42 protein-coding genes are annotated in these 25,453 nt (G+C 55.5%); 36 read left to right on the plus strand and 6 right to left on the minus strand.

Annotation, left to right across the window (positions count from 1 at the left end; genetic code table 11):
* The first annotated feature begins 31 nt into the window (after positions 1-31).
* The 21 genes from G7009_RS17965 (at position 32) to G7009_RS18065 (ending at position 11,292) form a co-directional block, all read left to right on the plus strand.
* Positions 32-283, plus strand: coding sequence for a hypothetical protein (locus G7009_RS17965; protein WP_060514676.1), 252 nt, complete (start codon positions 32-34; stop codon positions 281-283).
* Positions 284-697: 414 nt separating this feature from the next.
* Positions 698-1,123, plus strand: a complete 426-nt coding sequence (locus G7009_RS17970) for a hypothetical protein (RefSeq protein ID WP_181131327.1) — start codon at positions 698-700, stop codon at positions 1,121-1,123.
* Positions 1,124-1,427: 304 nt separating this feature from the next.
* Positions 1,428-1,796 (plus strand): hypothetical protein, encoded by a 369-nt coding sequence (locus G7009_RS17975; RefSeq protein ID WP_181131328.1) that lies wholly within the window; start codon positions 1,428-1,430, stop codon positions 1,794-1,796.
* 8 nt (positions 1,797-1,804) lie between these two features.
* Positions 1,805-2,122: a hypothetical protein gene (locus G7009_RS17980; RefSeq protein ID WP_181131329.1), complete on the plus strand. Its 318-nt coding sequence runs from the start codon at positions 1,805-1,807 to the stop codon at positions 2,120-2,122.
* 77 nt (positions 2,123-2,199) lie between these two features.
* Entirely contained in the window at positions 2,200-2,436 is a 237-nt protein-coding gene (locus G7009_RS17985; RefSeq protein ID WP_181131330.1) for a hypothetical protein, read from the plus strand.
* Between the two features lie 431 nt (positions 2,437-2,867).
* Entirely contained in the window at positions 2,868-3,044 is a 177-nt protein-coding gene (locus tag G7009_RS17990) for a zinc ribbon domain-containing protein (RefSeq protein ID WP_181131331.1), read from the plus strand.
* A 61-nt stretch (positions 3,045-3,105) separates the two neighbouring features.
* Entirely contained in the window at positions 3,106-3,360 is a 255-nt protein-coding gene (locus G7009_RS17995; protein ID WP_181131332.1) for a hypothetical protein, read from the plus strand.
* A 53-nt stretch (positions 3,361-3,413) separates the two neighbouring features.
* On the plus strand, positions 3,414-4,706 hold the full coding sequence (locus tag G7009_RS18000; RefSeq protein ID WP_181131333.1) for a hypothetical protein: 1,293 nt from the start codon (positions 3,414-3,416) through the stop codon (positions 4,704-4,706).
* Positions 4,707-5,310: 604 nt separating this feature from the next.
* Positions 5,311-5,556 carry a hypothetical protein gene (locus tag G7009_RS18005; protein ID WP_181131334.1) on the plus strand — a complete coding sequence of 82 codons (246 nt, stop codon included), beginning with the start codon at positions 5,311-5,313 and terminating at the stop codon, positions 5,554-5,556.
* 97 nt (positions 5,557-5,653) lie between these two features.
* Positions 5,654-5,830, plus strand: coding sequence for a hypothetical protein (locus G7009_RS18010; RefSeq protein ID WP_181131335.1), 177 nt, complete (start codon positions 5,654-5,656; stop codon positions 5,828-5,830).
* Entirely contained in the window at positions 5,827-6,144 is a 318-nt protein-coding gene (locus G7009_RS18015; protein WP_181131336.1) for a hypothetical protein, read from the plus strand. The genes G7009_RS18010 and G7009_RS18015 overlap by 4 nt, the downstream gene beginning before the upstream one ends.
* 2 nt (positions 6,145-6,146) lie before the next feature.
* Complete coding sequence (locus G7009_RS18020) at positions 6,147-6,530, plus strand: hypothetical protein (protein ID WP_181131337.1); 384 nt, start codon at positions 6,147-6,149, stop codon at positions 6,528-6,530.
* Positions 6,531-6,544: 14 nt separating this feature from the next.
* A complete protein-coding gene (locus G7009_RS18025) occupies positions 6,545-6,796 on the plus strand; it encodes a hypothetical protein (protein WP_181131338.1) in 252 nt (83 codons plus the stop codon).
* Between the two features lie 365 nt (positions 6,797-7,161).
* Positions 7,162-7,395 (plus strand): hypothetical protein, encoded by a 234-nt coding sequence (locus tag G7009_RS18030; protein WP_181131339.1) that lies wholly within the window; start codon positions 7,162-7,164, stop codon positions 7,393-7,395.
* 58 nt (positions 7,396-7,453) lie between these two features.
* Positions 7,454-7,732, plus strand: coding sequence for a hypothetical protein (locus tag G7009_RS18035; protein ID WP_181131340.1), 279 nt, complete (start codon positions 7,454-7,456; stop codon positions 7,730-7,732).
* 35 nt (positions 7,733-7,767) lie between these two features.
* Positions 7,768-8,007 (plus strand): hypothetical protein, encoded by a 240-nt coding sequence (locus G7009_RS18040; protein WP_181131341.1) that lies wholly within the window; start codon positions 7,768-7,770, stop codon positions 8,005-8,007.
* Between the two features lie 215 nt (positions 8,008-8,222).
* On the plus strand, positions 8,223-8,870 hold the full coding sequence (locus tag G7009_RS18045) for a hypothetical protein (protein ID WP_258197975.1): 648 nt from the start codon (positions 8,223-8,225) through the stop codon (positions 8,868-8,870).
* Complete coding sequence (locus tag G7009_RS27515) at positions 8,867-9,934, plus strand: hypothetical protein (RefSeq protein ID WP_219856646.1); 1,068 nt, start codon at positions 8,867-8,869, stop codon at positions 9,932-9,934. The genes G7009_RS18045 and G7009_RS27515 overlap by 4 nt, the downstream gene beginning before the upstream one ends.
* 168 nt (positions 9,935-10,102) lie before the next feature.
* Positions 10,103-10,519: a hypothetical protein gene (locus G7009_RS18055; RefSeq protein ID WP_181131342.1), complete on the plus strand. Its 417-nt coding sequence runs from the start codon at positions 10,103-10,105 to the stop codon at positions 10,517-10,519.
* A 228-nt stretch (positions 10,520-10,747) separates the two neighbouring features.
* Positions 10,748-10,945 (plus strand): hypothetical protein, encoded by a 198-nt coding sequence (locus G7009_RS18060; protein ID WP_181131343.1) that lies wholly within the window; start codon positions 10,748-10,750, stop codon positions 10,943-10,945.
* A 14-nt stretch (positions 10,946-10,959) separates the two neighbouring features.
* Positions 10,960-11,292, plus strand: coding sequence for a hypothetical protein (locus G7009_RS18065; protein ID WP_181131344.1), 333 nt, complete (start codon positions 10,960-10,962; stop codon positions 11,290-11,292).
* 166 nt (positions 11,293-11,458) lie between these two features.
* Here G7009_RS18065 and G7009_RS18070 read toward each other — a convergent pair whose 3' ends face one another.
* Positions 11,459-12,745 carry a Y-family DNA polymerase gene (locus G7009_RS18070; RefSeq protein ID WP_181131345.1) on the minus strand — a complete coding sequence of 429 codons (1,287 nt, stop codon included), beginning with the start codon at positions 12,743-12,745 and terminating at the stop codon, positions 11,459-11,461.
* Complete coding sequence (locus tag G7009_RS18075) at positions 12,735-13,166, minus strand: LexA family protein (RefSeq protein ID WP_181131346.1); 432 nt, start codon at positions 13,164-13,166, stop codon at positions 12,735-12,737. The genes G7009_RS18070 and G7009_RS18075 overlap by 11 nt, the downstream gene beginning before the upstream one ends.
* Before the next feature lie 191 nt (positions 13,167-13,357).
* Here G7009_RS18075 and G7009_RS18080 point away from each other — a divergent pair, with 191 nt between their 5' ends.
* The 12 genes from G7009_RS18080 (at position 13,358) to G7009_RS18135 (ending at position 19,430) form a co-directional block, all read left to right on the plus strand.
* On the plus strand, positions 13,358-14,014 hold the full coding sequence (locus G7009_RS18080) for an SOS response-associated peptidase (protein WP_181131347.1): 657 nt from the start codon (positions 13,358-13,360) through the stop codon (positions 14,012-14,014).
* A 177-nt stretch (positions 14,015-14,191) separates the two neighbouring features.
* Positions 14,192-14,404, plus strand: coding sequence for a hypothetical protein (locus G7009_RS18085; RefSeq protein ID WP_181131348.1), 213 nt, complete (start codon positions 14,192-14,194; stop codon positions 14,402-14,404).
* Positions 14,398-14,676 carry a hypothetical protein gene (locus G7009_RS18090; protein ID WP_181131349.1) on the plus strand — a complete coding sequence of 93 codons (279 nt, stop codon included), beginning with the start codon at positions 14,398-14,400 and terminating at the stop codon, positions 14,674-14,676. The genes G7009_RS18085 and G7009_RS18090 overlap by 7 nt, the downstream gene beginning before the upstream one ends.
* Before the next feature lie 93 nt (positions 14,677-14,769).
* Entirely contained in the window at positions 14,770-14,961 is a 192-nt protein-coding gene (locus G7009_RS18095) for a hypothetical protein (RefSeq protein WP_181131350.1), read from the plus strand.
* 70 nt (positions 14,962-15,031) lie between these two features.
* A complete protein-coding gene (locus G7009_RS18100) occupies positions 15,032-15,262 on the plus strand; it encodes a hypothetical protein (RefSeq protein ID WP_181131351.1) in 231 nt (76 codons plus the stop codon).
* A 166-nt stretch (positions 15,263-15,428) separates the two neighbouring features.
* Positions 15,429-15,692: a hypothetical protein gene (locus G7009_RS18105; RefSeq protein WP_181131352.1), complete on the plus strand. Its 264-nt coding sequence runs from the start codon at positions 15,429-15,431 to the stop codon at positions 15,690-15,692.
* Positions 15,693-16,660: 968 nt separating this feature from the next.
* On the plus strand, positions 16,661-17,050 hold the full coding sequence (locus G7009_RS18110) for an ATP-dependent DNA ligase (RefSeq protein ID WP_181131353.1): 390 nt from the start codon (positions 16,661-16,663) through the stop codon (positions 17,048-17,050).
* Positions 17,051-17,262: 212 nt separating this feature from the next.
* Complete coding sequence (locus tag G7009_RS18115) at positions 17,263-17,613, plus strand: ATP dependent DNA ligase (RefSeq protein WP_181131354.1); 351 nt, start codon at positions 17,263-17,265, stop codon at positions 17,611-17,613.
* Between the two features lie 18 nt (positions 17,614-17,631).
* A complete protein-coding gene (locus tag G7009_RS18120) occupies positions 17,632-17,907 on the plus strand; it encodes a hypothetical protein (protein WP_181131355.1) in 276 nt (91 codons plus the stop codon).
* Between the two features lie 265 nt (positions 17,908-18,172).
* Positions 18,173-18,496, plus strand: a complete 324-nt coding sequence (locus G7009_RS18125; RefSeq protein WP_181131356.1) for a hypothetical protein — start codon at positions 18,173-18,175, stop codon at positions 18,494-18,496.
* Positions 18,497-18,545: 49 nt separating this feature from the next.
* A complete protein-coding gene (locus G7009_RS18130; protein ID WP_181131357.1) occupies positions 18,546-19,055 on the plus strand; it encodes a hypothetical protein in 510 nt (169 codons plus the stop codon).
* A gap of 6 nt (positions 19,056-19,061) precedes the next feature.
* Positions 19,062-19,430, plus strand: coding sequence for a hypothetical protein (locus G7009_RS18135; protein WP_181131358.1), 369 nt, complete (start codon positions 19,062-19,064; stop codon positions 19,428-19,430).
* A gap of 65 nt (positions 19,431-19,495) precedes the next feature.
* Here G7009_RS18135 and G7009_RS18140 read toward each other — a convergent pair whose 3' ends face one another.
* The 4 genes from G7009_RS18140 to G7009_RS18155 are packed head-to-tail and all read right to left on the minus strand — an operon-like array spanning position 19,496 to position 21,634.
* Entirely contained in the window at positions 19,496-20,197 is a 702-nt protein-coding gene (locus tag G7009_RS18140; protein ID WP_258197976.1) for an N-acetyltransferase, read from the minus strand.
* Positions 20,160-20,729 (minus strand): N-acetyltransferase, encoded by a 570-nt coding sequence (locus G7009_RS18145; protein WP_308813333.1) that lies wholly within the window; start codon positions 20,727-20,729, stop codon positions 20,160-20,162. Before G7009_RS18145 ends, G7009_RS18140 begins: the two co-directional genes overlap by 38 nt.
* The gene (locus tag G7009_RS18150) at positions 20,713-20,931 is read right to left on the minus strand and encodes a hypothetical protein (protein ID WP_181131359.1); all 219 of its coding nucleotides are present in this window, start codon (positions 20,929-20,931) and stop codon (positions 20,713-20,715) included. The genes G7009_RS18145 and G7009_RS18150 overlap by 17 nt, the downstream gene beginning before the upstream one ends.
* 1 nt (position 20,932) lies before the next feature.
* The gene (locus G7009_RS18155) at positions 20,933-21,634 is read right to left on the minus strand and encodes a hypothetical protein (RefSeq protein WP_181131360.1); all 702 of its coding nucleotides are present in this window, start codon (positions 21,632-21,634) and stop codon (positions 20,933-20,935) included.
* A gap of 344 nt (positions 21,635-21,978) precedes the next feature.
* On the opposite strand from G7009_RS18155, the gene G7009_RS18160 reads away from it, so the two are divergent.
* The 3 genes from G7009_RS18160 (at position 21,979) to G7009_RS18170 (ending at position 24,784) form a co-directional block, all read left to right on the plus strand.
* The gene (locus G7009_RS18160) at positions 21,979-22,722 is read left to right on the plus strand and encodes a hypothetical protein (protein ID WP_181131361.1); all 744 of its coding nucleotides are present in this window, start codon (positions 21,979-21,981) and stop codon (positions 22,720-22,722) included.
* 752 nt (positions 22,723-23,474) lie between these two features.
* Positions 23,475-23,684, plus strand: a complete 210-nt coding sequence (locus tag G7009_RS18165; RefSeq protein ID WP_181131362.1) for a hypothetical protein — start codon at positions 23,475-23,477, stop codon at positions 23,682-23,684.
* Between the two features lie 131 nt (positions 23,685-23,815).
* Positions 23,816-24,784, plus strand: a complete 969-nt coding sequence (locus tag G7009_RS18170; protein ID WP_181131363.1) for an HNH endonuclease — start codon at positions 23,816-23,818, stop codon at positions 24,782-24,784.
* The last annotated feature ends 669 nt before the right edge of the window (positions 24,785-25,453 follow it).

Raw genomic sequence — 25,453 nt, forward strand, 5'->3', positions numbered from 1 at the left:
TACGAAGCCTACATCCTCCTGGAGATGCCACATGCACAACCTCAACGTATCCGAACTGACCTGGCCACAACAGGTTGCTCTCGACGACTACGTGATCTACACGCAGCGCCTTCCTTGCGAGCCTGTCGCTGCTGAGCAGTGGTTGGAGCGGAAGCGAAAAGACTTCATTGAGCACATCATGCACATCAACGAGCAGGCCAGTTATACCGCTTTCCTTGCCCGCCTGATCAAAGAAACGCCTTCTCCCGCCGCACGGGCCGCTGAACTGGCTGCTCGCCAGTGAGCCCGCGGCTGCTGGTCCTGGTCTCGATCAAGGGAAAACCCCGGCTGACAGATGTTCAGGGTCTTTTCCGGTTAGCCATCACCGCACGCAGCTCTGACGAGTACCCCTGTTGTGTGATCAGCTTTCAGTAAACGCATCACCCACCCCGGCCAAGGCTGGGGTTTTTTATGTTTGGCCTGCTCTGGTTACCCGGACTGGGGCCTTGGCGGGCGGTCAACTGTTTGTGCGAGCAGCTATCAGTGAAAAAGCAGCTCTCTCCTCACGCGATACGTTTGCATCATAGTGTCTTCATTTACCAGTATTACGCGTACGTGTTACGATTCAGTTACGAGCATCATGCGCAACATACACCGCGCTTGCTGATGTCGAGAGACTGATCGACTTGGCGTCAACACCCGTTGAAGGAATTTACCGATGAATGAGTTCGCCAATTGGAAGCAGGCGGTCGTGGAAGCTGTAGCAAGTAAGGGTCGGATCCCCTGCGAGATCGCAGCGAAGGTTGCCGAGGACAATTGCTCTGTCCTCCAGCATGCTTGGGGCCTGCAGCTCGATGTCAACGTGGCTGCAGCAAGGGTCATCGAATCTGAGCAAAAGGCGGCTATTGAACAGCACAAGGCCGGCCTGACTACGATCTGTCGGATCGCGCCGTGGATACTCCTGACTTCCGGAGGCATGGCAGTGATTGCTAAGGCGTTCCATCCCCTGGCCGGCACTCCATTCGCGGCGATCGAGTCACTTGCAGTTTTTGCGGGTGGCACGGGGGCCCTTTGCGCTCTGTGCTTCTACGCAGCTGCTCGACTCAAACTGGACGAGTTTAAGAAAGCTGAAGAAAAACTCTAATATCAGCTCCTTGGTACGGGGCTACCCGTACTAAGTTCGAGGAGACCCCGATGAAGCATACACGTATACGGCTAAACCCTAATGGCTCTTGGCTACCCCTTACCATACTCTTTTTGGTATTGGCTGTTGCTGTAGCCGGCGTGATTGCTACGCATGTTCGATACGGCTAAAGCTGTGGCCCTCACCAGACACAACGAAGGTTGAGGAAAACGCTGCCCAAGTACACGCCAAGCCCAGCCATCGAGCTGGGCAGCGGCATTAGAAGGGGCGATGTTCGAGCCCAGGACATAATCAGGAACGCTGCATGCCAAATACCAATGTACTGAGCGACGTAGGCCCAAGCTGGTGCACCTTTCTTCCCGAGGTTGATCGCTGGGCTACAGAGCTTGCAGCGCTGGCCAGAGCTGATATGCAGGGCCAGATTGAAGCCCTTGTATGGCCCTATCGCCTTCGCGGTGACGAGTATCTTTCTGTTGATATGAAAGGGGCAGAAGGCGGTGACGTGTCGCTTACCTTCGGGATTGGCGGTGTTGATGTCACTGAGTACGACTTTGACAACCTTGCTGGTAACACGTGCTTCAACGTCCCTGACATGACCGAGGCTTTGAGCATGACGGTCGTACTGATGGAGAAGCTTTCTGCCACTGTCATTCTGCTCAATCGGAAGCGGTAGGAATCTGTATGCCTTGGTTACAAGCGGATGACACCACCACCGATCCAGTCGAAGGCGAGGTTAGCAACGCAGTAGCTGCATACAAGATGGCCTTGGTGATGACGCATTACCGGAACTGGGCACATCGGCTTGCCTGCTGGGCGCGGGGCCGTGAAGCGCTTCGGCGTGAAGTTGTTTTGAGCAACACGAAGAAACATGCTCAAGAAGTGGTTTGCAGATCGCTCGCGCATCGCGCAGCCCTGAAGAAAATCGTCAAATCGCAGCCGAGCGACATTGCCGAAAAAGACAATCTGCTTTCACTTTTGGCTGGCAGCTTAGAATCATAGAGAACCGCCTAGGTATGCCCAAGCCCAGCCCCGTTTCAGCTGCGATTCCTGAACCTCCCCAACGAAAGGAAACCGACATGTTGAATTTCATTACAGATCAGCTGCCAGGAGAGCCGGATTTGTTTACCACTGGGAAGCACCTGGACTTAGAAATCCGTTCTCTCGCCGGCAACGTGCTGGCAAAGGTGACAGCCCCGGCATCCGGCTGGACGCATGAGCAGCTGTCGGCTGTTGCCCGGGAGCAGGAAGCTGTTACCCGGGACGGCGCCGATGGCTACCTTGGTGGCCAGTGGCTCGGCAGCACCGAAGTCTGATGTAGGAGAGTCACGCTCAAGCTCAGCATGCTGGGCCAGGGCTGTAGAAGCAGGGCGTCTTTCACGTCCAATTACCAGGGGGCATCTCGCATTGGTCCATTCAGGAGAAGCGAAATTGGAGGTAGCTCAAAAAGGTGCCTTGCGGTTTTACGCATGGGCGGCTTGGCTTGGTGCTGTGGCGTGGTTCGTCAGCAAGCTCGCTGCATACTCAGCGGCACATGGTGGCACCGACCAGAGCTGGTTTTTTATCAATGTCTTCGGGGTCATAGCCTTGGCCCCAAAGTGTCGCTGCGAGATACAGGTCGGGCGGTAACCGGAATGCGCAACTTGCCATAAAGAGTCGACTCGCGTTATACGGCGGTATTTGGTGGCTTTTGCTGGTTACCGGCATCTTTGGCGTATACGCGTAATTCAACTAGGAGAATCAGACCATGACCACCACGCTGACTGTCCTGTATGTATATCACTGCGCTCAGTGCGGCAATGACGGCAAGCTCCAGCTAGAAGAGACTGCACCCGAAGTGTCGACGGTGTGCTCTGGGTGTGGTGCAGAGGTGATGGCAGAATGGGATGGCGGTGTAGAGCTGGTCGTAAATCCGACCGAATAACGAAATTCCCCCGCTTCAACACAAGCCCAGAGTACGGCTCCATGATTAGGCAGGAGAATATATGCAGTCTAATAATCATCCCGCTGCGCCTGACAGCTTTGAGCGTTCCCGCTTGGCGGACCTGATCGCGCTGCATCAGGCAATCGCAGCTCTCGGCCAGGCACCTGACTACATGGCAGTGATTGAGCAGCGTTCGGCGCTGTATGACCGCGTGCGTACCCTCCATCCTACCCTGGTAAGTGCCGAGGAATGTTCTGCCCTGAACCTGCTGATTGGATCGATGGCCGAGACGCGCAAGGAAACTCTCGGCCTCTAAATCCTCAAACCCCTCATCATGTCAGGGCTGAGGTGTAAACCCGTGCCGCCAACATGCGAGAACGAGGCGAGGAGGAGGCCGGGCGGCTGGTGCTGAATGAGCATGGCTCGTATAACTGCTCGATCATCGCCGACTGGGAGATGGAGGAGGTGTGGGAGTTCCTCATGGCCTGCGAGGCGAAGCGCGGTGGTCCTTATCGGACATTCGTCGACAACTTCGACTGGTGCCTGGAGCTCTACAAGGAAGCCAATGAAGGCACGTGCGCGATCATCACCGGCGACGGTGGTAACAAGGCGGCGTGTGGGTCACGTTTTGGCTGTGCCTGGTGCACTGTCACCGGCGAACGCGACAAGTCCATGGAGGCGATGATTGCGTCTGCGCCCGAAAAACACGGGCACATGGCCGGGATAAACCGCTTCCGAAACCATCTCATCAACACCCGCTGGGACATGGGGCGTCGAGACTGGATCGGGCGTACAACCTCGGACGCCGGCTACATCAACGTCACAGGAACAGCGTACAACGCAGAGATGCGCCGTGAGCTGTTGCGGTACCTGCTGACTCTGGATGTGCTGGAGGAAGAGCGGGCAGAGGAGCACGATGCGCGGATGTTCCGCGGCGAACTGGAAAAGACGGAGTCCAACGAAACCCTTCGTGGGAGCACCTTCCAATTCATCACACCGAAGAACCTGCTGGCCATCGACTTCGCCTGGTCACTGAGCTACGGCTTCGACCATGCCTTCCCTGCTTTGTCGGAGTGGTATGAGATCCGGGTATTAGGGAAGCGCTACCTGATCGATGATGTCGCACCCACGGAGAAAGGCGTTATCCCAGAACAGCGTTGGTTCAAGTTCGATGACTGGCAGAGCCCTGCGCAGGAGATGGGCTTGCAGGACGCTTACCTCGCAGCCACCAACAAGCACCGATACCCTGAACGTCCGGCCATGCGCACGATCCGTGACCGCTTTGAGGGCAAGGATCGCAACATCGTCTACTACGAAGAAGCAGACGAAATGGAAGTCGACCCGGCAGATGCAATTTGCTTCGTAGGCGAGTTCGATGAGGCGTTCTATGCCTTGGCAAAAAACCTGGCGCCGACTGACAGCGCCAAGTTCTACCTGAACAAAGGCATGATCAAATTGGCTAAGGGCAAGGCTGCTGAGTACGACGCAATGGCCCGCCGAGCGCAATTCTGGCAACGCATGGAGCGCGATCTGGCCGGTACCGATCTGCGTTCCTACATACGGCATCATTCGATCAGCAACGCCGAGCACGAACAGATCCTGGAGTCGATGAAGGTTAAGTCAGCCATTCAAAACTCGACGGTCCCGGATCTTTTTGCTTAACCCAACGAAGGCTACCTCTCACGAGGTGGCCTTTTTTTTCGACGACGCTGAACTAGGTGGTACACGGGACCTAACAATGCATTGGTCTTCGTCGGTCGTGTCGTCGTCGCCCCTGCGGCTAAGTCAGCACAGCCTCCCCGGCGATCCTGGGAGGTGCTTAATTTACCTTTCTGGTATTATACATACGTGTTAGTAATTCTCGTATTGCTTTGGCGAGGCTCAACTGGACCAATTAGCGCTTTTGGGAAGCTCGCCTTGAGGCCGCTACCGCAGGCGATTTCTGCAAAGCCGCTGTGTTGGTACGGAAAATCATGGGATCGGCCTCTCCAGCGCTTCGGAGACCTGAGGCGGAGCATGCGCTTTTCCATTCCATGTGGGACTACGTTTCAAAGGCGCTGGACCATGAAGACTATGACCCAGCGAATGAACAGGCGGATCGCATGAGCGACCACGTAAAGGCCAGACATGATGAACAGGGGCTGGCTAAGTCGCTCTGAGACTGGTCCAACCGATTTCCCCTGTATCGTCGTTTCCGGTGACGAGAAAACAGAAAACGAATCAATTTTGGCGCCCGCGAAAATCGGGCAAGTGGAGATGCATTGGAATGGCAGTAATAGATTTTTTCGTTGACCGCGTTTGGGCTATTGCCGCTTTCGCTTTGGGCCTCGGCATGATGCTTGATGTAATCCTTTTCCATAAGCAGCTGAGGGCAACCTTGCTGCTCCCGCTGGTAGTGGGTGTTATGTGGCTCTGGGGCGACTCGGCTCAGATGGTGCAAAAATGGCAGAACGAGGCTTATCAGCCTCAACCTGCTCAGCAGGTTCCACAACAAGAAAAATCCAGTGAATGACATTCAGCGTTCGGCTTGACGATCGTCCTGCGGTGCCAGCGAAGGGCATCCGCTATTGGCACTGATGTCAAAGCCACGTGTTTAGGAAAAACGAGCCATGAGCAAGCTGAAGCTGCATTACAACGAGTGGGACGGCGGCACAGAGGCTGACCAAGACATACCAGAGGAGTTGATGTGCGGCACCGAAGTCGGCGATGCGCAACTGACGCAGTATAAGGATCAGGTGACCTGTAAGCGCTGCCTAAAAATCATCGAAAAATGGAGCAAACCGTGATCGTCGATAAAGCTAAACTCAGGGCGCTGGCCGAAGCGACAAAAGGCTGGGATTGCATGACTGGGTGCTGGCCGGAAGGGAGCGAAGATGGCGAGGAAGTAACGGGCAATTGGTGTGTTGGCCAGGTCAGCGTGGATGACGACAAGTCACAGGTGTTGACGGTAAACACTGCGCAGTGGGATGCAGAAGAAGATGCGCAAAAGCTGGCCGAATATTACGCCGCAGCCAATGCGCCTGCCATCCTGGCCCTGCTTGCAGAGATTGATCAACTCAAGGCTGATAACGAAGCTCTGCGCCATGGCGCAGAAGGATAACCATGCAATCCATCACCGTTAAGCAGGAACTGACTGCCGCTGCACATGAGAGGCTACGCCATATCAAGAAAACCTCCGCCTTCGATGAATGGCGTCAGCGGCTGCGGCCGAACGACCGACTGCCACGGGGGTGCTTCTTCAAAGGCAAAAAGGCGGGTGCTGCATTTTTTGTCATGGACGAGTTCTGCTTGGCCAATGCCGTAAAGCCCTACGACCACAGCCAATTCAAGCCCTTTGAGACTGTCATGCTTTGTCAGCCGCCAAGCTTTGGTGTTACCCCTGAGTCGCTGGCTCGATTCAAGCTCATGGAAGGTATTGAAACCCCATCGCCCGGCGCTCGCGCATTCCTGGACTCTATCGAATCTCAGACCAACAAGCCTGAATAGCAGGGACAACACCGATGAATTACCACGCCCCGAGCAAGCAATTCACCGTACCTTTTGACAGCCTGAAAAGTGGCGCTGCCAGCCTGCGCTTTGCCATCAAGATGATTCGGCAGGCCGCAGGGCTGCCGCTTGAAGGTGGAGATCGGCCCGTCCAAATGTCTGATGCCTGCCATGCCGAACAGGCGATTCTCGACGCATCACGAATCTTGGGGATTGACCTCGGTGCGGCCCGTGCAGGGCAGCTGGACGTGCGAAGCGCTGACTAAAGGAATAAAGCACCGCCCAACCCCAGCCAGCCGCTGGGCTGAGATAGCCTGAGCCACAGAGCAGCCATACCCACACAGGACAGTCCACCCCAATGCGGCTATTCCTCCCAGATCACGCTACGTCTCCCAGCCAAGCATCGGCTCGCCGGGGCGACCAAAGCCGAGCTAAACCTATCGGCCTGTAACCGCCATCGCCTGGTGCCATCTGCGGCTGCTGACACCAATAGAACTTCCCATTTGATAGCAAACCGCCGCCGTTCCCACAGCCCCCCCAGTCGCGGGCTTTGCAGTAAACTGGGCCTATAGTCCGTAGTGCCAGGTGCGATTTTACGGGCCCGCCTCCATTTGTGATCGAGGGTGCCACGATGAGTCTCAATGTTCCCCACAACCGTGACGCGGCCTTGGGCGCCATTCGCCAGGCTATCAAGGCCGTTGCTCAGGCCGTAGATGAGCGTGAGCTGGAGGGGCGGGCGCGCTTGGCCGACGACCTCATCACTGATTGCTGCTCGGCCGGGAGGATCGATGAAGATGACCTGCCCGACCTCAAGCTGGAACTGGCGCTGACCGCCAGAAAGCGCCTGCAGCATTTGCGTCCGTAACCACCGAGCGCTGCGTGTGACGCCTGAACCCACCCCCTGATCATCCAAGGAATCACCCATGGCCAAATCACGCAAGTACATCCGTACCGAGCCTCCGGCCCTGTTGACTGAGCCGCTGACCTTCACCTTGGACGGCTACGCCCTGCAGCAGCTGAATGTTTACCGTCAGGCGCGATATGCATACCTGAGTTCGTTGGAGGGCGTCGAGCCGGAAGAAGGCGGGCGCTTGATCATGGCGCGTCGCCAGGCAGCGGAAGCGCTGGCCGGCTATTTGGCGATGAATGTGCAGCATCAGCTGGGCGAGCCGAGCGACTTTGGCCCGATCGACGTCGTGTAAGCGAACCCTACCCCCCGATACCGAGGAATGCCCCCATGGCTACCAGTACCCAATCGCCCCTGACCCCTGCGCAGATCAAAGCCCTGCGTCTGGCCGTCGACTCTGGCGGTGAGCTGATCATCGGCGGGCCGGATGGTCAGTCGGTGCGCATTGCGGTCGCCGAGCGCCTGAGCGAGCGAGGCTACTTGCGCTGGGAGCCGGCGTTTCTGCGTATTGGCACCTGGTATCACCTGACGGCCGAGGGTCGGGCAGTGGCCGAGCGGCTGATGGCGTAGCCACGGAACAAGAACGCCACTACACGATTGATCTTGCGCAGGACCTCGGAATCCAGTGCACCACCAGCCCGCCCAGTCGGGGCTCTGGCAGTACACCAGACCAGAGCGTGGCTCTAAAAACAGACAACCAGCATGGCTCAGTTGGGCCTAGGCAATCAGAGCATCTCCATATAGATTATGTATACGCGTTATGAATCTAAATAAGGGAGAGTTGTATGGGGGTGAATCAAAGTGCCGATGGATCATCAGCCATGAGCTTAGCTGTAGAGCGTTCTGTGGTGACAAAGCTTGTCATCAGGGGAGGTGTAAACCTTGACCCGATCACCGTCTTTCTGGAGGACCTCGGCAGCCGTGTGTCTCCACGTGATGACGGCCCAGATAGTGTCAGCTGTCAGGGTAACCTCACCATTCTTTGCGCAGGGGAGAGTTGGACTGCCTACTGGGGTGGCATGGGTTCAAGGACGGTGACTGAATTCGTTGCAAAGTGTGGTGATGAGTACATCCTGAATTGCCTAAACCGAGGCCTGAGTAGCACCCGTTTCAGCGCAAAGGCGCTCAAGCAGCTCTCTGCAAGGTGCATCATCGATCGCCGGCGGGAGCGCAGCGGTACCGATTGGGAGCTGGGGTATCTCGACGCTGAAGAGGCTCGTTCGCTGTACCGGCGGCTCGACGAACTCCGCGATGTTGAGTCGTTGCGGGACTGCTGGAGTCATTCCGATCTCCTATCCCTTCTGTTCGGTGATGAATGGCATTACCCCGTCGATCGAGCTACCGAGCCTAACCCGGACTACATGTACCTGCTTCGCATCGTCCAGACAGTTCAGCAAGCGCTTACACAACCGATCGAGGTGGCAGCAGCATGAGCACCCCTGAACAGCACGCAAGCCTGCCACCCTTCGCTTACCTGGTCATCCGTAAGTTGCAGCGTTTCGAAGAATGCGCCAGCGATGGACAGGACGCGGACATCGGAACCCCGTGGTTTGATGTTCTCACCCAACTGGGCTTGCTCAAGCGAGTACAGCGAAGCCCGGCCCTTTGGCAGGTCACCGAACAAGGTGAGCAGCTCCTGGAGATTGGTTCAGGTGCTCAGTGCCGCGACAATGCTGTGCGGGTTGAAGCTGTCGCTGTGACCCGTGCAGACGATGTGGAAGGCCTTCAGCTTGAATGGCTACTGGAGGGCGGCATCGCAGCGCTGGAGCAAGCAGGCCAGGTCCTGCTGATTGCCCACGGCAAAATCACGGACGAGGAGGGCGGTGGAGAGGTATATCTGAGGGCTCCCGCCATGCCGACAGTAGAGCAGCGCGACATGGCTCGCATATACGACGTCATCGGCCTGCACCATGGGCACCCTTTGGGTGTGCTGCTGACGAATCTGGGTAACATCAAGCGCTTCGCGGACTACCTGGGTGCAGTGGAGCACGCATTCTTCATGGTTCCCGGGGAATCGTCGGAAGAGGACGGGGAAGCAGGCGGCCCTATCGACGACGAGTGCCTCTTGAACAAATTCCCGGCGACCAGCACTGAGCATTACGTTGACCAGTTCCGTGAGGCTCTGATCACGATAGGGGCCTTACAGCGCAACGAGCCTGGTGCATTAAGTGCCAACGAACTCGCGGCCGAATGCATTTCGTTGAGGGGCCAGCTGGATGAGCTGCCGGCGTACATTGCAGCGCTTGAAAAATTTCAAGCTGAGGACGGTGAATTTGTCCGTCTTGCCGATGTGCTTGCAGCACTGTCTGCCTGTGCTGATCGAATCCGGGCAACTGGGTATCGCCTGCTCACGCCAGGCGAGAAGATGCGTGCTGATGACCAATTCTTGGCCGATGACGCGACTACCTGGCGCCAGCTTGTAGAAAATCCAGTATTTGTCGGCATGCCGTATTCACGCGGCTTGCTCCCGGTGCGTCGGGTAGCCTCTGCGGCATAAGTCATCACCAACCTTGAACCCGGCCTGGCCGGGTTTTTTTATGGGGTGATTCTGGGGCCGCGCAAACGGGTAAAGCCGATCCTGCATTCTCCAGTATTAGGGCGAGAGGCTGATCTTCATGCTGGGTGTGACTCATCTCATGGCATTAGGACAACATCGAGGTATGCCATGACCGGTTTCATTGCGATTAAAACCAGCTGCACCATTCCTGAGAAAATGCATGTTCAATCCGTTCTTAAAGAGCAAGGTCTAATCGGAGATCGTTATCCCAGGATAATGGAGCACGTACCCCGTTCGGTTCGCGAGCATTTTGAGCCACTCCCTCTGAGTCACGATGCATTAAGTGTCTTCTCAAACGAAGTAGAAACTTTGTCATATCGTAAAGCCGCTGCTGACTCGCTGGGCCAAGCACTTGAAGAGCTTCCAGCTTCAAAAGTTCAAGGTCCCTTAAGAACGGCACGCATCAAATGTAAGTTGGCGGCGAATTTCGGTAAGACTCATGCGGAAGTAAACGACCGATATTGCGAAGTATTTCACTTGCTCCATGAGGGCGGTGTGAATTTCGATTTGACCGAAGTGAATTAAGCGTAGCGCTTGTAAGGGGAGCAAAGATGAAAGCTTATGTGAGCAACTTCGTAAAGCATGCCCGTCGTGTGAATCGAGTACTAATTCTATTGAAAAAACAGGGTGAGCACGACAAAGCAATTGACTGTAAATGCATTCGAAATCTTTGGATGTCTGAGGCTCGACGAGCCGCTATCTGACCAGGCTCTTGTTTCCCATTAACGAACGGTCCACCAAAAGGCAGGCGCCATGACCAGCTACGACACTATTAATACTCACATCAACATGATCCGCTCTGGAGACACAGTTTTCCATAACGGCGAACTACGCACTGTTTGCAATTCGGACATCAAGCGTGGTGGTTTCATGGGTACGTCATTGTTTGGTGACAGCTACCGCTTGGGCTATTTGCCTGTGCAGCTTGTACGCTTCCGTCGCGCCGTCTAAACAGGAATTTCCATATGCAATACAAAGTGACCTACCAGTGTGGTGACAAAGTACGTGACGCCATTATGACGCAGAAAGAACTGGATGAATGCCGAAGTAGTTATGAGGTGATTGAAGCGGTTGCTATCAGCGGCCAACAGACGTCTGCCACGGATTCTCGCTCTGAAATTCAGGAGACCGATGGTTGGACGGAATTCTCCTACGGTGGCAAGCGCTGGTCGTTCGATTCCGATCAGTTGGCACAATGGGACACGGAGTTAGAAGGGTTTGAATTTCTTGCATACCATCAGCTGGCTCAACCCACTATAGAATCCGTAACCGGATTCATTAAACGTCACGGTTATTGACTCCATCTCCCGTCTACGCCGGCAACGTGCGGTGTGGCGGGGTCCAGACCAACGCAATACCCACCCGGCCACGTGGCCGGGTTTTTTGTCCGCGCAATAAAATGGTACGGTGTGTGTCCTTACTAGCGAGGGTAGAGAAACATCACGCCAGCAATAGCAATTGCTCTCAGCGGCATTGTACTTTCCATAACTGTTCCCAACTGGTCATGTAGCTGGGACTAAGGAGTGCTCGGCGCATACCCCAATCAGGGGTCAGAGGCACCGCAGCGGTCCGCAGGCAATCATGCCCCCAGCGCCGGTTGATTTTGTCCATGGTGGCCATCAATGCATCTGTGCGCTCCGGCTGACTGGGGGTGAACAGATCCTGCGTGTACTCCCCTCGCTTGCGCAAATCCATTAGAAGGACCTCTGCCTTGCTGTATGCATATCCCGGCCGGTAGATCCCATCCAAGGCACGGAGCGCGCAGCTGGTGAGCTGGCGGACATCATCTGTTGGGTAGGCTGGGATGATAGTTGCTGCATTAGCGTACTTCGGTCCGTCGCCATGGAATGACGTCTGAATGCCGATGCGCAAAGCTCCGCAGAGGGAGCGTTGTTTCCGCAGCTTTTCAGCGGCACGGTGAATGTAGGTCGCTAGGGCTTCCTGCAGTCCCTTGCGGGTATGCACGCGTTGACCAAACATCTTGCTGGAGCAAATGGATTGCTTCGCGGGCGCTGATTGCTCCAGTTCCATGCACGATTCGCCCTGCAGCTCTCTGATGGTCCTTTCTAGCACGATGCTGTACTTACGGCCCATTGACCGCGCATCAGCTTGGGATAGCTCCCACGCGGTGCTGATGCCATCACGAGCCAGGTTGTCGCGCATACGGCGACCTATCCCCCATACGTCCTCAACCGGCATTCGTCGCAGCAGCCATTCAACCGCCTCAGGCTTGCGCAGGTCAACGACGCCGCCTGTTTTTTCCCTCCACACCTTTGAGGCGTGTTGCGCAGCTTTGGCCAGTGTTTTAGTATGCCCAATACCCACGCCGACTGGCAGGGCGGTCCACTGCAGCACGCGGGCCTGAATTGCCCGGCCTACTTCGATGATCGGCTCAGGGATGCCATCGAGCTGTACGAAGAGTTCATCAATTGAATACCGTTCCCAAGCGGGTACCAAAGACTCTATAGCCAGGCCTACGCGGTTACTGAGTTCGCCGTACAAGCTGTAATTGCTACTGAACACGGCTACGCCGTTTTGTTCGAGGAACCCGCGGACCTTGAAGTATGGGTCACCCATCTTCAGCCCGAGGGCTTTGGCCTCGGCAGTCCTGGCCACGATACAACCATCTGCGTTCGAAAGAACCACGACTGGACGCTGCCGCAATTCGGGACGGAATATCCGCTCGCAACTGCAGTAGAACGCGTTCACATCGACCAGCCCGAAGACGGGTCTACGCTCATCAACTCGCATGCTGGGTTAAGTCCCACGTGACGACGCCGAACACCTCAATCGAGCCGTACTGCTCTGGGGTAATTGTCTTGTAGTCGGGGTGAGCCGATTCCAGCAGCCAACGATCATCGGGGGCTTTGGCCAGCCGTTTCACCAGCGGTTGGTTATCCACGTAGGCCAGAACGATCTGGCCGGTTCTCGCCGTGATCGATCGGTCGACGATCAAGACCCCGCCATCGTAGATTCCTACATCACGCATGCTTTCGCCCTGGACACGTACGATCCATACATGCGGTGCCCGGATGTTCAACAATTCGTCCAGGGAGACCGGGGGCTCATAATAGTCCGAGGCTGGCGATGGAAAGCCGCCCGCAGCAGTTCCGGCGAGCACCGAAAGCAATTGGCTTGAGCCTCGAAGGGGCTGGATTGATACAACATTCATGGAAGCACCGACTGTACTGTTTGTATATACAGTAATGCAGGCTGTACGGCGCGGCTAGAGTAGCCGCGACAAAAGGCCTTTCCACAAGGCGTAGAGTCGCCTCACGGGCGGTCGTATTGATAGGGCCCGGAGCTACTGCCAGTCTTGGTACCGCCACGCTCAAATCGACAATGCTTACAGGAGAGGCTGGTATGTGTAGTCATTACGAGGCGCCGACGCCAACCCAACTCGCAGCGGCTTTCGGCATCGAGGACGATCAGCAGGGGAAACTGGACCTATGGCCAGGCTACATCGGTCCGTTTCTACGCCGAGCTGGTGAGATGGTTGGACAGGATGATGAGCCAGCGGAGTTGGACATGCTCACTGGGTCGTTCGGGTTAATACCCAGCTGGAGCAAGGACACCAAGATAGCCAGGCGCACCTATAACGCCAGGTCCGAAACCGTGGCTGAGAAGCCCTCTTTTCGCAATGCGTGGCGGCGTGCTCAGCACTGCATCATTCCTGCGGCCGCGATCTATGAGCCTGACTGGCGATCGGGGCGTGCAGTGCCCACTCGGATCGCCCGGGCTGACGGCGAGATTATGGGCATTGCAGGGCTGTGGGAGGAGTGGCGTGACCCTGAAACGAGCCAGCTGCTTCATTCGTACACCATGTTGACGGTTAACGCTGATACCCATGCATTCATGCGTAACTATCACCGGCCCGACGACGAAAAACGGATGGTGGTCATTCTGCCGCGGGGCCTGTATCGCGATTGGCTAGACGCGCCAGCTGAAGCGAGCGGTGATTTCATGCGCCGCTATCCGGCTGATCGGTTGGCGGTCATTGAACGCGCCGAGCCACGGTAGATAGCTGGCGGCCATCGCTGAGTGAAGAGTGGAGGTAACTGCGCGATCAGCAAGTGAAATTGTTAACGTATAGGATAACAAAATGTTGAATAAAGTTGTCCTATAGGATAATCTTTATCTCAGATTTAGAGCTGATCACCTGTTAGCCCGATTTGCCGGGCCTTCAAGGAATATCCTATGGCCAAGCGCTTAACCCCAGATGAACTGTACGCCCGCTTCGTAGCTTTGAAAGAAGCCGCCGACCACCTGCGTTTGCTTGAGTGGACTGATGACAAAACTGAGCGTGAACAGGGTCAGCAGATTGCCGAGTTGCTGATGCACCAAGCTTATGACTATCAAGAGCGTGCCCAGGCCGCTGCCGCAACTGAACAAGGAAAAATCTCATGCTGACCTTCGAAAAAGCTACGGCTGCGTATAGCGAGTTGCTGGCGCTACACCCTGACAAGGCCCTGCGCATCGACTCATACAACATCGCGTTCTTGCTTGACGGGTCGCTGGTCGGTTTCTGTGATGCTGATCGCAAATTCGAGGAGGGGATGATCTACGATTTTGACCGCTCTGCATGGAGTGACGAAGAGGGTGGCTGGTGTGGAGCAGCTGAGCAGACCCAAGCAGCGATCAACGTCCCAGTGTACATCGACATACCTGTGTTTCACTGCTAGGAGTTATCCGCTGCACCATCAGCCCGCGAATGTCGCGGGCTTTGGCCGTAAAGCGCCGGATCGGCCAGTGCAGCAGCTATCAAGGAGCGGGTGATGGAGAAGTACAGCAATCGGCGTGTCTTGCACCGCAAAGGTGGCAAATTCGCCTCCGCGCCAACGCTGGAACAGCAGGGCTATGCGATCAACACCTCCCGCTTCACCTGCGCAGAATGCTCCCACGAGTGGGCACCCATACTGGTGCCGGTGAAGTGTCCGAAATGCAGTGCGGCGATCAAGTCCGAATAAATGGGACAATCTGCTGCGCCTTCAGCTTGCTAGTTGCACTCTGAAGAAGAATCCAGGTAGGAAGATGAGCATGGCAACAGAAGCGAATGTGAGCGAGCGGATCATTCAGGCTGAAAAGCACGTCAATGAGCAGTTGAGTTATGGCGGGATTTTTCCCTCCACCGGGCCATTCGGTAGCACGTTGGAATATCGCTATCACGACGGTGATTTGGAGGGGGAAATCGGCCAGATGCGGCGCCTTGCGGATGCGTTCATCCAGCTCGCTGACGCGCTTGAATCCCACGGCAAACCACGGGCCTGAAAGGGCATTTCGCAGTACCAGTACCTTTGAGGAGACATCCCATGACCCCTTTAAGGGAGCCTTCGGCATTCACCCCCGATTACTGGGCAGAGCGCGTAGCGGTGCTGCGGGCGGCAGCGAAAACTGCTGATTCCTAGGATTGAGGGAAAAGACCGAGGACACCCCGATGAAAAATGAATTTGAAGAGCTAAGCACCCAAGAAAAAGAGCTCATCCGTCAGCACAGAGCAGAGGAGGCGAGGAAAGCACAGGCCGTTGCTTTTCGTCTCAAAGCTATCCGGGTCGCTGCAGAATATGAGCAGTGGTTACAGGATAATGGGCGTGGCGACTCTTACTCGACTTTTGCCAACGAATTCGGCTACGACGACCCTCAGCGCAATTTAATTCATGAGTGTGTGGTTCGCATACGCGACGCTGCTACGATCAGCTAGGGAATCAGCAAATGCCCAACTGTCTCTGCATTTTCTGCGCTGGAGTTGTGGCGGTTTGTTCCGGTACGAGCAGTCGCGGTATTTGCAGCTGCGGGTTTTGCTGCAGTCGCATCCAAGTCTCCTTTGGGTGGACCGAACAGGACATGCTTGATGATCAGGACCGCATCGCTGAGGTCGTGGAGAGCGAGCTAGAAAAGGAAATTTGGATGGCTGAAGCTCATTGGCTCTCGATAGCTGATTTCCTAGGCTTCCTAGCCAATCGTCGTAGTGCCGCAGTAGCCTTCGGTTAGAGCTGTAATTCAAGCTGCACCCCAAGCCCTGGCCATCAAAAGTCGGGGCCGAGGACTTAGATAGGGACGCTTTTCGCTCCCCCAGGGTTGAGCAGGACAAAGTGACATGGATGAGATTGATTGGGGATCACGTATCCCAGCGTACGCGGGCTTAGCCCTTTCAATACTGGCCCTTTGGCGGGGTCGTACCTCTGTAAAGGTATCCCTCGGATTTCGAGACAAGGATGAAGAAATTTGGGTGACCAATATGAGCCCCCATGAGGTAGAAATCGTGTCTTTGGGGGCAGTGAACTCAGACGGTAGCCTTTCTGATTGGTTTGACGGGCCCGACCCATGGCCAGGTCTTCCCAAGCGCGTCCCTGCTCGTTCCGAAATAGTGATCCAGTTGCATCAGGCGCTCACACCGTCGAACTTGTACCAGCGACACAGCGCTGGTGTAGGAGGCTGTTTTGTACGGATTGCCGGTGGCCGTTCGTTCAGCAATCCGTCGCTCGTGAGGCGACTATGTTGGCGGACAAAAAGCTGGTTCAGCCGCAGGTCGCTCGACTAGAACCTTCGACCAGGAAAGCCCTCATCCCCCGGGGGAGGTCAAGCAGCTACCCACTGGGTTACAACGCCGGATCTTTCCGCCCGCTGAACACTCAACTGGAAATCAAGGTTCAGTGAGGCGAGATTGTCATGGCCGGCAAGAAAGCTCCAATGCCTGAGCGGATGAACCCGCAGCTGGTGCGCATGGTGACTAAGCCGCCGGCCGGGGCCTGGCACTTCGAGCTGAAGCTAGACGGCTATAGATTCCTCGCTCGGATTGATGGACCGATCGTCCAGCTGTTCACCAAGAACGGCCACGACTGGACAAAGAAGCTTCGACGTATTGCCAAAAGCCTTTCGCGGCTTCCAGTCCACTCGGCCTGGTTGGATGGCGAGGTGGTGTTCCAGCAAAAGGACGGCATGCCGGCATTCCACATGTTGAAGCCTGCATTCGATTCCGGACAAACCGACGATCTCCATTACGCAATTTTTGATATGCCTTACCTCAACGGAGCGGACTTGCGTGGTGAGCCGCTTTAGCTCCGGCGGCAGGCTCTTGAGGCATTGCTGGATTACTGCCCCCTAGAACAAATCCGTTTCAGTCCATCGCTCGATGCTTATCCACTGCAGCTTCTTGCCAACTGTGCTCGCATGCAACTGAGGGCATCGTTGGAAAGCGCGATGGCAGCCTTTACACGGGCGAGCGGGACGGTACCTGGATCAAACTTAAGTGCTGGAACAGGGCAGAATTTGTGATTGTCGGTCTGACCAGGTCGACTGCCGGTATCAGCTCTTTACTGCTGGGTGTTCATGATGACGACGGGCGGTTGGTGTATGCCGGCCGTGTGAGTTCTGGCATCGACAGAATCAGCGCGCAAATCCTTAGCGCATCCCTTGTGCATCTGGCGCGAGAGAGTTCTGCATCGTGCAATCCGCCACAACTGGGCAAAAATGTAGTTTGGCTGGAGCCGCTGCAGGTCTGCGAAGTGCAATTTGCCGAGCTCACCCCCGCCGGGAAGGTACGGCACCCGGTGTTCATCGGTCTTCGTGATGACAAGCCTGCCGCAGGAATCAGCCTGGAGACAGACACAGATCTTCTTTGAGCAGGCTGGGAGGTCGACGTGTATGAGGTCCATATCGACGCTGAGGGATGCGTGATCCAGTGTGAGATTACTGAGATCATCGAAGCGGTATCGAATCCAAGTATCTGGTCAAGTGACTGGGATGCCACGGGGTACCGGGAAATGGAGTTCCGCGTGGTTTCTGGTATTGCCTATGACGAGAGTGGCGCCGCAACAGAATTGGGCCGAAATGGCTGCGCAGAGCTTGCTGAAAGGTACGGCGAGTTTATCGAACAGGCTCTCTGGTCACAGCTCCTCCAAGATGGTGCCCTTTAGCTTGACCTGGTACAGGTTGGGAGCTCCGCAAATCGTCTACAGCCAGCTAGCCAGCGGTGCAGCCATGCATGGATGGTTGGTGGGGTATGGCATGGGGTGGTCGGGGCATCGTGCCTTCCCAGGCAATCGATCTAGTTTGATGTATTTCTCTCTTGTGCTGTATTATGCATACGCGTTATGAATCGCAATCAGGCTTGAGGTGGGCGGTCGGATGACCGGATGAACCGATGGCCAGATCAGTACATTTATTGAAGGTAAGATTGATATGGGGATCTTAATTAGCCTGCTGATGGTTTTCATCTTTGGGCCTGCAATTGCAATTATTTTGTTCTTCGTAGCGTTGCGCGACCTCGCCGACTACTACGGGGGCTGGCTTTTCCCCGCAATGTTTGGGCTGATAGCTGGAATCCAACTGCAGCTCATTCCGCCCTCTAATCCTGACCTTCCATTTGAAAGTTTGGTAGAGGTTATTGCTGGTTCGCATCTGGTAGGAGTGCCGACTCCTCTTGTACTTATCTCTGTAGGTGTCATTTCCATTCTTGCAAAGCCGGTATTCACTCTGGTGAGTATAAAAAAAGGGCATAGTTGATAGGCGATAGCCTAGCTGCAGGGCAGGTAATTCACTTAGGAAAAGTATGATGAATGAACAACTCAAGGTTGACGATAATCAGAGCCCTAGCGTTCTTGCAGCTATGGGAACATCTGTAATTTACGTTCTGATTGGGCTGGGAGTATTAGCGGGTATCGCCGCGATTATCGCCTTAATGATTGCTTTACCGCCAGTTTGGTATGCTTGGGCGCGAATTATCACACATAATTACACAGATGTTACTCCGGCGCTTTGGATCAACTGCATTTCGTTGATCGCCGCGGCCTGGTCTTTCGGTGTGAGCTTTAAGCTAGGGAATGATGCATTTCGAGCAGCAGCATGGTTTGCGGGCTTGATGGTTGCTATCCTGATTTTTCTGACTATACCGGCTGCATTTGCATTGATTGCCGCGTCCGAAGATCTAAAATTTCCACTGGATAGCAGCGTGTCAATGCTAGATAAGATGGCCGTTGGGATCGCATTTTTTACCTTTTTAATTTTAGGTCTCGGGGTAGTGGTTTTATGCCTCACGGCAATCTGCACCGGCTCACAAGAGTAAAGCATCATGAGCGAAAGAAAAGTAAGCTTCTTAGCTTTTTTTCTGGCAACGATTTCCTATGTTGCTGGTATGCATATTGCCATGTCTTTGCTGGGCGATGACAATATTCTGATGGGTACAACAGGTAATCTCATTGCTGCTGTTGTTACTTTATATTTGGAAAGAATTCAAGCTCGCTGGATTGCATCGGTAGTCTATATGCTTCCCGCAATCTTGCTGCCGTTGTTTGTTTCGTCCGCTCTAAAAGGCATGTACGAAGACAAAGTATTCGTGCTTTTGTGCGCTATTATAATTAGTGGGTTCATGCTTCCAGTCGCGAGGCTGATAATCCCAATTTTTGCCACGCTGGCGCAACGAAAGATCATCGCAAAATAGCTGCACCTTCGGCCCCGGGTCTACGCTCACACTTGTGTCAACTAGATTCACAATTGTGAGCGGGGTCAGCCTTCCCAGTGTGGGCCGTACTCCGCATCAAACCGCGCCTTTATGGCTGGCCACTCTGGTGAGGCCATCGCTTCACGCATTGACCGTTCGAACTCAGATTCTGGAATCAGATGCTGCCATCGCTGCTGCTCACCGGGATGCTGGGCGGTGCTGATGTTCGGGGTCAATTCGACCCCAGCGGCGGCGAAGCGCTTGCGTGCTTTGGCCCAGAATCCAATGGACGAGCCCTTTTCGTGCATAGGGGACAGCGGTACTTGGTACTGCTGCCAGAGCTTCCACAGGGTTGCCTGACCCAGACCACGGCGTTGCTGGTCGTAGGCAACTTCAAATTCGCTGATGTATACACGGTCATTCAGCGGGCTGACGCAGTAGCGAATCCAGCCGACTTTTTGCCCGTGCTGCACGATGGCTGCAACTATGTTCAATCCTGGGAAGACGAAATGTCCGCGAGTTGATTCGCTGCGCAGAGTGCTTAGCTGCAGTCCGATCGCCTGCGCATCGAGGCGGGTTATGTTGCGGCGCTGGAGGAAGAGACGACAGTAGTTGATCAGGTGCATGGCCAGCTCCAGGTTGGCAATCTGAAAGGGTCGGGACTTGGACAGCAGCAGCCGGTGGAAACGGTGACATGCAAGGCGGAATTCCCTTAGGTCCGGGGACCGATCATCGCACACCAGGTCCGGCCGGGCGGCCAGCTGCATGCTCTGCTTCCACCCATTCCCAATATCGGCGAATGGACCGATCCATAGCCGATTCCGGTACCAGGTTCTGCCAACGCAATTGCTCGGCGTCCTGTTCTTCATTCCGCAGATCTTGTGTAATGGTGGCGCCAGCCGCGGAAAATCGCCGGCGCACTGTGGCCCAAAATAGTCCTGATCCCAATGCCTGAGATAAAGGAGTGAGCGGCAGCCGGTGCGTGCACCACAGCTGCCACAGGGCGGCTTGGCCCAGACCACGGCGTTTCGATGCCTTGGTGATCACCAGGTCATCAAGGTAGACGCGATCAAGCAGCGGGCTGACGCCATAGCAGATCTCGCCAACCGGCCGCGAGTGGAGCTCGATGGTGGCAGTAATAGACGGCGCAGGGTCGAGGAAGGTGCCTGGGTATACGACGCTGCGTTCGGTCATCAGCTCCACGCCGACCGCCTGATCATCGAGCAGGGCGGCCTGGCGACGATGGAAGAAGTCGCGCATCGGGTCGAAGGTCTGATCGAGATTATCGACGGCGGCCACAGATAGGCTCACGGTAGGCAGTTGAGTCGGCTGCAGCTATGCAGTAGATGTCGCAGAAGTCCCGCAGGTTATCCAGGTAGAGACGTCCGGCCTGCTGGTTGATGATGTTGGCAAACCATTCGACTGCCACTGGGCTGCTGAGCAGACGCTGAGCTTCGGACACGGGAATACCCGGGTTGTGGGTATACGCCAGAGCGTACACTTCAAGCCCTCTTGTGATGTTCGTGATGGATCGCGAGACACCGGTCAATGACTTCCATTACGCCGAGATGTGGCGTATGGCGACTTTTGAAACCGGGCGGGCAAATGGTCCTATCGTGGTACGGAAAGCCTCCAAAAATTCCGCACGGTGATGCGTTCAGTTCGAGGGAGAGCAGCACCAGGGTCATGAAGGCGTTGGGTACCTGTTCAGTTTCAAACTTTTCCCACTCTTTCGCCTTGGCCAACCTGACAGTACCTTTGTCATTTTCCCATTTTGACTTGTAATGCACCAATCTATTACGTGCTTTCACAAGATTTTCGAGCCCTTTGATTGCTGGGCCCTTTATTTCAAGCGGCTGACCGACAAGCCGCTCGGGCATTTTCACCCACTTGCGTACCAGGCCCCAGCTGTCTATTTCACCCTTGTCCTCCTGACGAAGCAGGGTAGGAGGCAAAAATTCGAAGGCCGCCGCCTCTATGGCCATCGCGGCAAATACGATGGTTTTGATGCCAAAAGCTTTGCTTCTCTCGCTGTTGCTCGATGCTTTTGATGCGGCAAGGGACGCTTTTTCATCGAGAAAACCAGCGAATGCGTCTTCGGCAATGTTGGAGTAGGTCTGAACCATCGAGTCTGCGATCGCTGGATAGATCTCGCGGAATGATACTGAATTCTGCGGTGGCTCCTGCTCTTCAATTCGTTTCATTGCACTTCCATATCAACGTCATTGTGGGTCGCAAAGGAGGATTCTCGAAGACCGCCATTCGCATCAATAGTGAGGGTCATACGGACTGCCCCCGGTGGTTCAGGAAAATGACTTTATCACCAAAATCTGAAGAGCAAAGCTTGTGTACGGAGATCAGAGGTCGTTGACCCTTTGTCACCCACCTGTTCGGTGAGCTCTCCGGTCGAGGGACACGGAGCTACAGCGAAAAAGCAGCTGATGGCGATGAAAAAAGGTTAACGTAGGGTACAACCTATCATTGCAAATTGTTGCCCTATAGTTTAACTTCTGTGGCACTCAATCACCCTTTCAGGGAATGGACGACGATGGATGTTGCAAAATCCCGAGCTGCTTACATTGAGCAGCGCCAGCAGACCCAGGACGAGCGCAAAGCCCGTGCGGCCGAGAAGCTCAAGAACCATCAATACACCTGTCTGGTGAAGCAGGACGACGCAGAGATCTGGCGTTGCAAGGCTGAGGGCACCACGGCTTATGCATTCGACATCATGATGACCCGCTTCGGTATCGCGGTAGTCGGCGACATCGGCCATCTGACGTTCAGTGTTGGCCTGGGCTATGGAATGAATTTCCTGGCCGGCGATGACGTCACCTATTACTTGCACACCAAGCTACATGAGTCCCACAAGAAGCAGGTGTTCAGCACGGACCTGTTCCGTCAGGTGTTGGTATCGAGCATCTGCCGGGAGCTGCACAACGATTGCTCAGAGGAAATCTGGGAAACTCTTCCAGCGTGGGCGCAGGACTCTGACCTGGTTAGAGGTGGGCATTGGGCTGAATTCCGCGCTCTGACCCTGACCCATCGTCGTGACCTATCGAACGGTGATGACCGATGGATGCACTGGGACAACCTCTTTGATGCTGCGGAGAACATCGGTTTCACCGAGGAAGCTCACATCTACATGAGAGACAATTGTCAAACGTTGTGCCTGGGTGAAGAGTGGTACGAGCACCGCATTACGGAGACATGTGACAGCCTCTACGCACAACTGTACATGATCAACCATGCAGCCAAAGCGATCATGGCCCAGGCTGATAAGGCTGCGGCTTGAGGGTGTAGATCATGACAACCGCAACCAAAGCACAGTTGGACCTGATCTATCGCCGTACGCATAACGATTACAAGGGTGTGTCAGCAGATGGTGTCCGTATGATTCTGGTTTGTCGTGGCTCGACCTGTCTTGTTCCTCTGGATGACCTTACCCCAGAGGAAGTTGCGCAAAGACTACCGAAGCCAAAAGCCAGTTAACGCACGAAGCATCCGGACCTCGCTTAGAGGTCCGCACACATCCACCAAGTAACCCTTCCTATCGAGCAAGCTAGAAGATGGTCACCCACTACGGAACCGGCGAGGATCAAGTCGCCTGCGGTCGAAACAACCACAACCTGGTGTCGACGAGAAACCCCAATGGAGTCACCTGCAAGACATGCCGATCAACCGAAGCGCATCGCGTAGCTGTTGCAGCGCCAGCGGTAAAGCCAGAATCACAAGCGGACATCGGCCGCCAACTCATCGCAAGCATCCGCACCGCTACTCAGCACCTCCACGCAGAGGTTCAACGAACCATGTCGAGAAAACAAGCGTGGGAATGGCGTCTGACGAGGCTGGGGCCTGGAAACAGGCTGCCTCGTGGTTTCAAGCAGCAGTCGTTCACGAAGCAAATATGGATCATGAAGGACGATTGCCCCCAATACCCCATTGGGCTACCCGGCCATGGGCGCGCAACAATGTCTGAATTGGAGGAGGACAGTAAGCCGGATCAGTGATTACACTGAGCCATCATCCACGCAAGGAGCAGCTCCGATGGCAATTGAAGATGTAACCGAGTTGAAGCAAGTGAATGGTCAGACTCAGGCGCAGCGCCTGCTGGATGAAGGGTGGCGGATTTTGGCAGTGTGCGTGATCCAGGATGGCAGCAGCCAGTATGCTGAGTATCACTTCGGGCGTGCCAAACCGGTTGAGTCGGCAGTAGGCCCCGGTGTGCAGGTCAGCAGGGTGCCGCTTAAGGGCTGACCATCCGTTGTTCCAAGTCGACTACACTCAGCCCCGGGAAATCCGGGGCTGATCCATTTTAAGCGCAGCTCAGGCCGCCAGCGCAGAGGGATAAGCTGGACTGCGGCCGCGTGCTACGAGGGAGAGTTGAATTGTCCAATTCACCACCCCGTCAATTCCGGGGCTCGGAAAGTCTCGCGGCAGAACAGCGCTCTCGCGACGCTGTGCGGCCATTCTTGGAGGCCTGCGGCTTCAACGTTGTCGAGGATCGCCGAATTCCAACTGGCTCAGCATCCCAGCGGATTGTCGCTTTCAACACCCACGAAGGACAGCATGTCAAAGCCCGGGTGCGCCTTTGCTGGCGCCGTGATGGTCGTAACCCGAACGAGCAAAAGTACTCAGCTGCTCAGTTGACCGCCCACCTACGGCCTGGCGGCTGGGACGCCACCCTGGAGCACGTGGTGGGGAGAGACCTCGCCCAAGGCATGAGCCACGCCATGCTATTTCAGCGCGACGGCGAGGCGGTGGCCTATGCGGCTCTTATCCCGCTAGGTGCTTTGCATCCGATCTGGAATCGTCAGCGGGAAGTGAGCGATGAGCTCTTGCGTCTGGGGCTGAAGGGCCGCATCAAGAAGAACCATGCCCAGAACGGAACAAGTCCAACGCTGTGGTTACAGGATGATCGGTTGCCAGATACCCACCAGGTAGCTGATGTCTTGTGGCAATGGCCAGGGGTTGTCGATCTCGCGAAGCTGATCCCTACAGACGCGTTTTCGCCGGGCCTTGACGATACATTCGACGATTGTCCTACGCCGGATTATTCGTCTTTAGGGCGGGACGAGGGGGAGAGGGTGAGCACTCTTCGGTCGCATGTGAAGCGAGATCCTCGGGTGCGCCTCGCGGTGCTAGAGCGAGCTCGGTACCGATGTGAGAGATGCGACGAGAGTCGAACTTTCCGAGGCTTCCTGGACGTGCATCACGTGCTAGGTGCCGACGTGTCGGACCGCGTCTACAACTGCGTTGCACTCTGCCCGAATTGCCACCGGGAAGCTCACTACGGTGAAAACCGAGATGCAATGAATACGCAGCTTCTGGAGTACGCTCTTCAGTTCCGATCATGACTTGCCACTGCCAATGGTCGTGACGCCATTCTAGGACCTCATACACAAAGCAGGTCCGATTATGAACGCAGTACCAGAAGCAATTTATCGGCAGGTGGACGAAGATCAGGTCACGTTCTGGGTCGCAGTCGACGGGCGAGTTTATCGAGCGTGGGGCACTTTCAGGGGACGGCACATCGATGCCCGGAGAGGATCTCGATCGGCCGCAGTAGGCGAGTGGCTTCGTAAGGCGATTTACGCAGCCAACGAGTGATGTCTCGGCTGAGGGGCGGGAGGGTTGATCCTCGGCCGCTCCTCAGCGGGTGCGCCTTTAGGGCAGGGCAATATGGAGGCTGAGTGTGTGCTGACCAGGCTAAGGAGATGGTAGTCGCCGGCAAGTCGTTGGCTGATCCCAATCACCCTGATTGGTCGTGAGAAATCCTTCTCGGCCAGTTACACTTCCTGCAGGGCCAGCGAATGGCCAGGTCTGAGGAGAGGCGTGAGCTTCACGCCCACAACGTGAGGTAGGAATGAGCGAGAACGAGAATTACAGTCAGCTAGACCAAGATCTGGAAGCTTTCGGCGAAAGATGGTCTATCGAGTACTCGATTATCTGCTGCCAGGGTTGCCACTCCAGCCAAGCTGTAGATCAGGCAGCCGAATCGTTCACTCATGAAGAAGGGTGCTCGA

This window comes from Pseudomonas capeferrum, from assembly GCF_013523055.1.
In the GTDB taxonomy this organism is placed as follows: domain Bacteria; phylum Pseudomonadota; class Gammaproteobacteria; order Pseudomonadales; family Pseudomonadaceae; genus Aquipseudomonas; species Aquipseudomonas capeferrum_A.

What these genes read in the sequence shown, in the direction of transcription:
- G7009_RS17965 (WP_060514676.1), top strand. Translation starts at nt 32, where the DNA reads ATGCACAACCTCAACGTATCCGAACTGACCTGGCCACAACAGGTTGCT.
- G7009_RS17970 (WP_181131327.1), top strand. Translation starts at nt 698, where the DNA reads ATGAATGAGTTCGCCAATTGGAAGCAGGCGGTCGTGGAAGCTGTAGCA.
- G7009_RS17975 (WP_181131328.1), top strand. Translation starts at nt 1,428, where the DNA reads ATGCCAAATACCAATGTACTGAGCGACGTAGGCCCAAGCTGGTGCACC.
- G7009_RS17980 (WP_181131329.1), top strand. Translation starts at nt 1,805, where the DNA reads ATGCCTTGGTTACAAGCGGATGACACCACCACCGATCCAGTCGAAGGC.
- G7009_RS17985 (WP_181131330.1), top strand. Translation starts at nt 2,200, where the DNA reads ATGTTGAATTTCATTACAGATCAGCTGCCAGGAGAGCCGGATTTGTTT.
- G7009_RS17990 (WP_181131331.1), top strand. Translation starts at nt 2,868, where the DNA reads ATGACCACCACGCTGACTGTCCTGTATGTATATCACTGCGCTCAGTGC.
- G7009_RS17995 (WP_181131332.1), top strand. Translation starts at nt 3,106, where the DNA reads ATGCAGTCTAATAATCATCCCGCTGCGCCTGACAGCTTTGAGCGTTCC.
- G7009_RS18000 (WP_181131333.1), top strand. Translation starts at nt 3,414, where the DNA reads ATGCGAGAACGAGGCGAGGAGGAGGCCGGGCGGCTGGTGCTGAATGAG.
- G7009_RS18005 (WP_181131334.1), top strand. Translation starts at nt 5,311, where the DNA reads ATGGCAGTAATAGATTTTTTCGTTGACCGCGTTTGGGCTATTGCCGCT.
- G7009_RS18010 (WP_181131335.1), top strand. Translation starts at nt 5,654, where the DNA reads ATGAGCAAGCTGAAGCTGCATTACAACGAGTGGGACGGCGGCACAGAG.
- G7009_RS18020 (WP_181131337.1), top strand. Translation starts at nt 6,147, where the DNA reads ATGCAATCCATCACCGTTAAGCAGGAACTGACTGCCGCTGCACATGAG.
- G7009_RS18025 (WP_181131338.1), top strand. Translation starts at nt 6,545, where the DNA reads ATGAATTACCACGCCCCGAGCAAGCAATTCACCGTACCTTTTGACAGC.
- G7009_RS18030 (WP_181131339.1), top strand. Translation starts at nt 7,162, where the DNA reads ATGAGTCTCAATGTTCCCCACAACCGTGACGCGGCCTTGGGCGCCATT.
- G7009_RS18035 (WP_181131340.1), top strand. Translation starts at nt 7,454, where the DNA reads ATGGCCAAATCACGCAAGTACATCCGTACCGAGCCTCCGGCCCTGTTG.
- G7009_RS18040 (WP_181131341.1), top strand. Translation starts at nt 7,768, where the DNA reads ATGGCTACCAGTACCCAATCGCCCCTGACCCCTGCGCAGATCAAAGCC.
- G7009_RS18045 (WP_258197975.1), top strand. Translation starts at nt 8,223, where the DNA reads ATGGGGGTGAATCAAAGTGCCGATGGATCATCAGCCATGAGCTTAGCT.
- G7009_RS27515 (WP_219856646.1), top strand. Translation starts at nt 8,867, where the DNA reads ATGAGCACCCCTGAACAGCACGCAAGCCTGCCACCCTTCGCTTACCTG.
- G7009_RS18055 (WP_181131342.1), top strand. Translation starts at nt 10,103, where the DNA reads ATGACCGGTTTCATTGCGATTAAAACCAGCTGCACCATTCCTGAGAAA.
- G7009_RS18060 (WP_181131343.1), top strand. Translation starts at nt 10,748, where the DNA reads ATGACCAGCTACGACACTATTAATACTCACATCAACATGATCCGCTCT.
- G7009_RS18065 (WP_181131344.1), top strand. Translation starts at nt 10,960, where the DNA reads ATGCAATACAAAGTGACCTACCAGTGTGGTGACAAAGTACGTGACGCC.
- G7009_RS18070 (WP_181131345.1), bottom strand. Translation starts at nt 12,745, where the DNA reads ATGCGAGTTGATGAGCGTAGACCCGTCTTCGGGCTGGTCGATGTGAAC.
- G7009_RS18075 (WP_181131346.1), bottom strand. Translation starts at nt 13,166, where the DNA reads ATGAATGTTGTATCAATCCAGCCCCTTCGAGGCTCAAGCCAATTGCTT.
- G7009_RS18080 (WP_181131347.1), top strand. Translation starts at nt 13,358, where the DNA reads ATGTGTAGTCATTACGAGGCGCCGACGCCAACCCAACTCGCAGCGGCT.
- G7009_RS18085 (WP_181131348.1), top strand. Translation starts at nt 14,192, where the DNA reads ATGGCCAAGCGCTTAACCCCAGATGAACTGTACGCCCGCTTCGTAGCT.
- G7009_RS18090 (WP_181131349.1), top strand. Translation starts at nt 14,398, where the DNA reads ATGCTGACCTTCGAAAAAGCTACGGCTGCGTATAGCGAGTTGCTGGCG.
- G7009_RS18095 (WP_181131350.1), top strand. Translation starts at nt 14,770, where the DNA reads ATGGAGAAGTACAGCAATCGGCGTGTCTTGCACCGCAAAGGTGGCAAA.
- G7009_RS18100 (WP_181131351.1), top strand. Translation starts at nt 15,032, where the DNA reads ATGGCAACAGAAGCGAATGTGAGCGAGCGGATCATTCAGGCTGAAAAG.
- G7009_RS18105 (WP_181131352.1), top strand. Translation starts at nt 15,429, where the DNA reads ATGAAAAATGAATTTGAAGAGCTAAGCACCCAAGAAAAAGAGCTCATC.
- G7009_RS18110 (WP_181131353.1), top strand. Translation starts at nt 16,661, where the DNA reads ATGGCCGGCAAGAAAGCTCCAATGCCTGAGCGGATGAACCCGCAGCTG.
- G7009_RS18125 (WP_181131356.1), top strand. Translation starts at nt 18,173, where the DNA reads ATGGGGATCTTAATTAGCCTGCTGATGGTTTTCATCTTTGGGCCTGCA.
- G7009_RS18130 (WP_181131357.1), top strand. Translation starts at nt 18,546, where the DNA reads ATGAATGAACAACTCAAGGTTGACGATAATCAGAGCCCTAGCGTTCTT.
- G7009_RS18135 (WP_181131358.1), top strand. Translation starts at nt 19,062, where the DNA reads ATGAGCGAAAGAAAAGTAAGCTTCTTAGCTTTTTTTCTGGCAACGATT.
- G7009_RS18140 (WP_258197976.1), bottom strand. Translation starts at nt 20,197, where the DNA reads ATGCAGCTGGCCGCCCGGCCGGACCTGGTGTGCGATGATCGGTCCCCG.
- G7009_RS18155 (WP_181131360.1), bottom strand. Translation starts at nt 21,634, where the DNA reads ATGAAACGAATTGAAGAGCAGGAGCCACCGCAGAATTCAGTATCATTC.
- G7009_RS18160 (WP_181131361.1), top strand. Translation starts at nt 21,979, where the DNA reads ATGGATGTTGCAAAATCCCGAGCTGCTTACATTGAGCAGCGCCAGCAG.
- G7009_RS18165 (WP_181131362.1), top strand. Translation starts at nt 23,475, where the DNA reads ATGGCAATTGAAGATGTAACCGAGTTGAAGCAAGTGAATGGTCAGACT.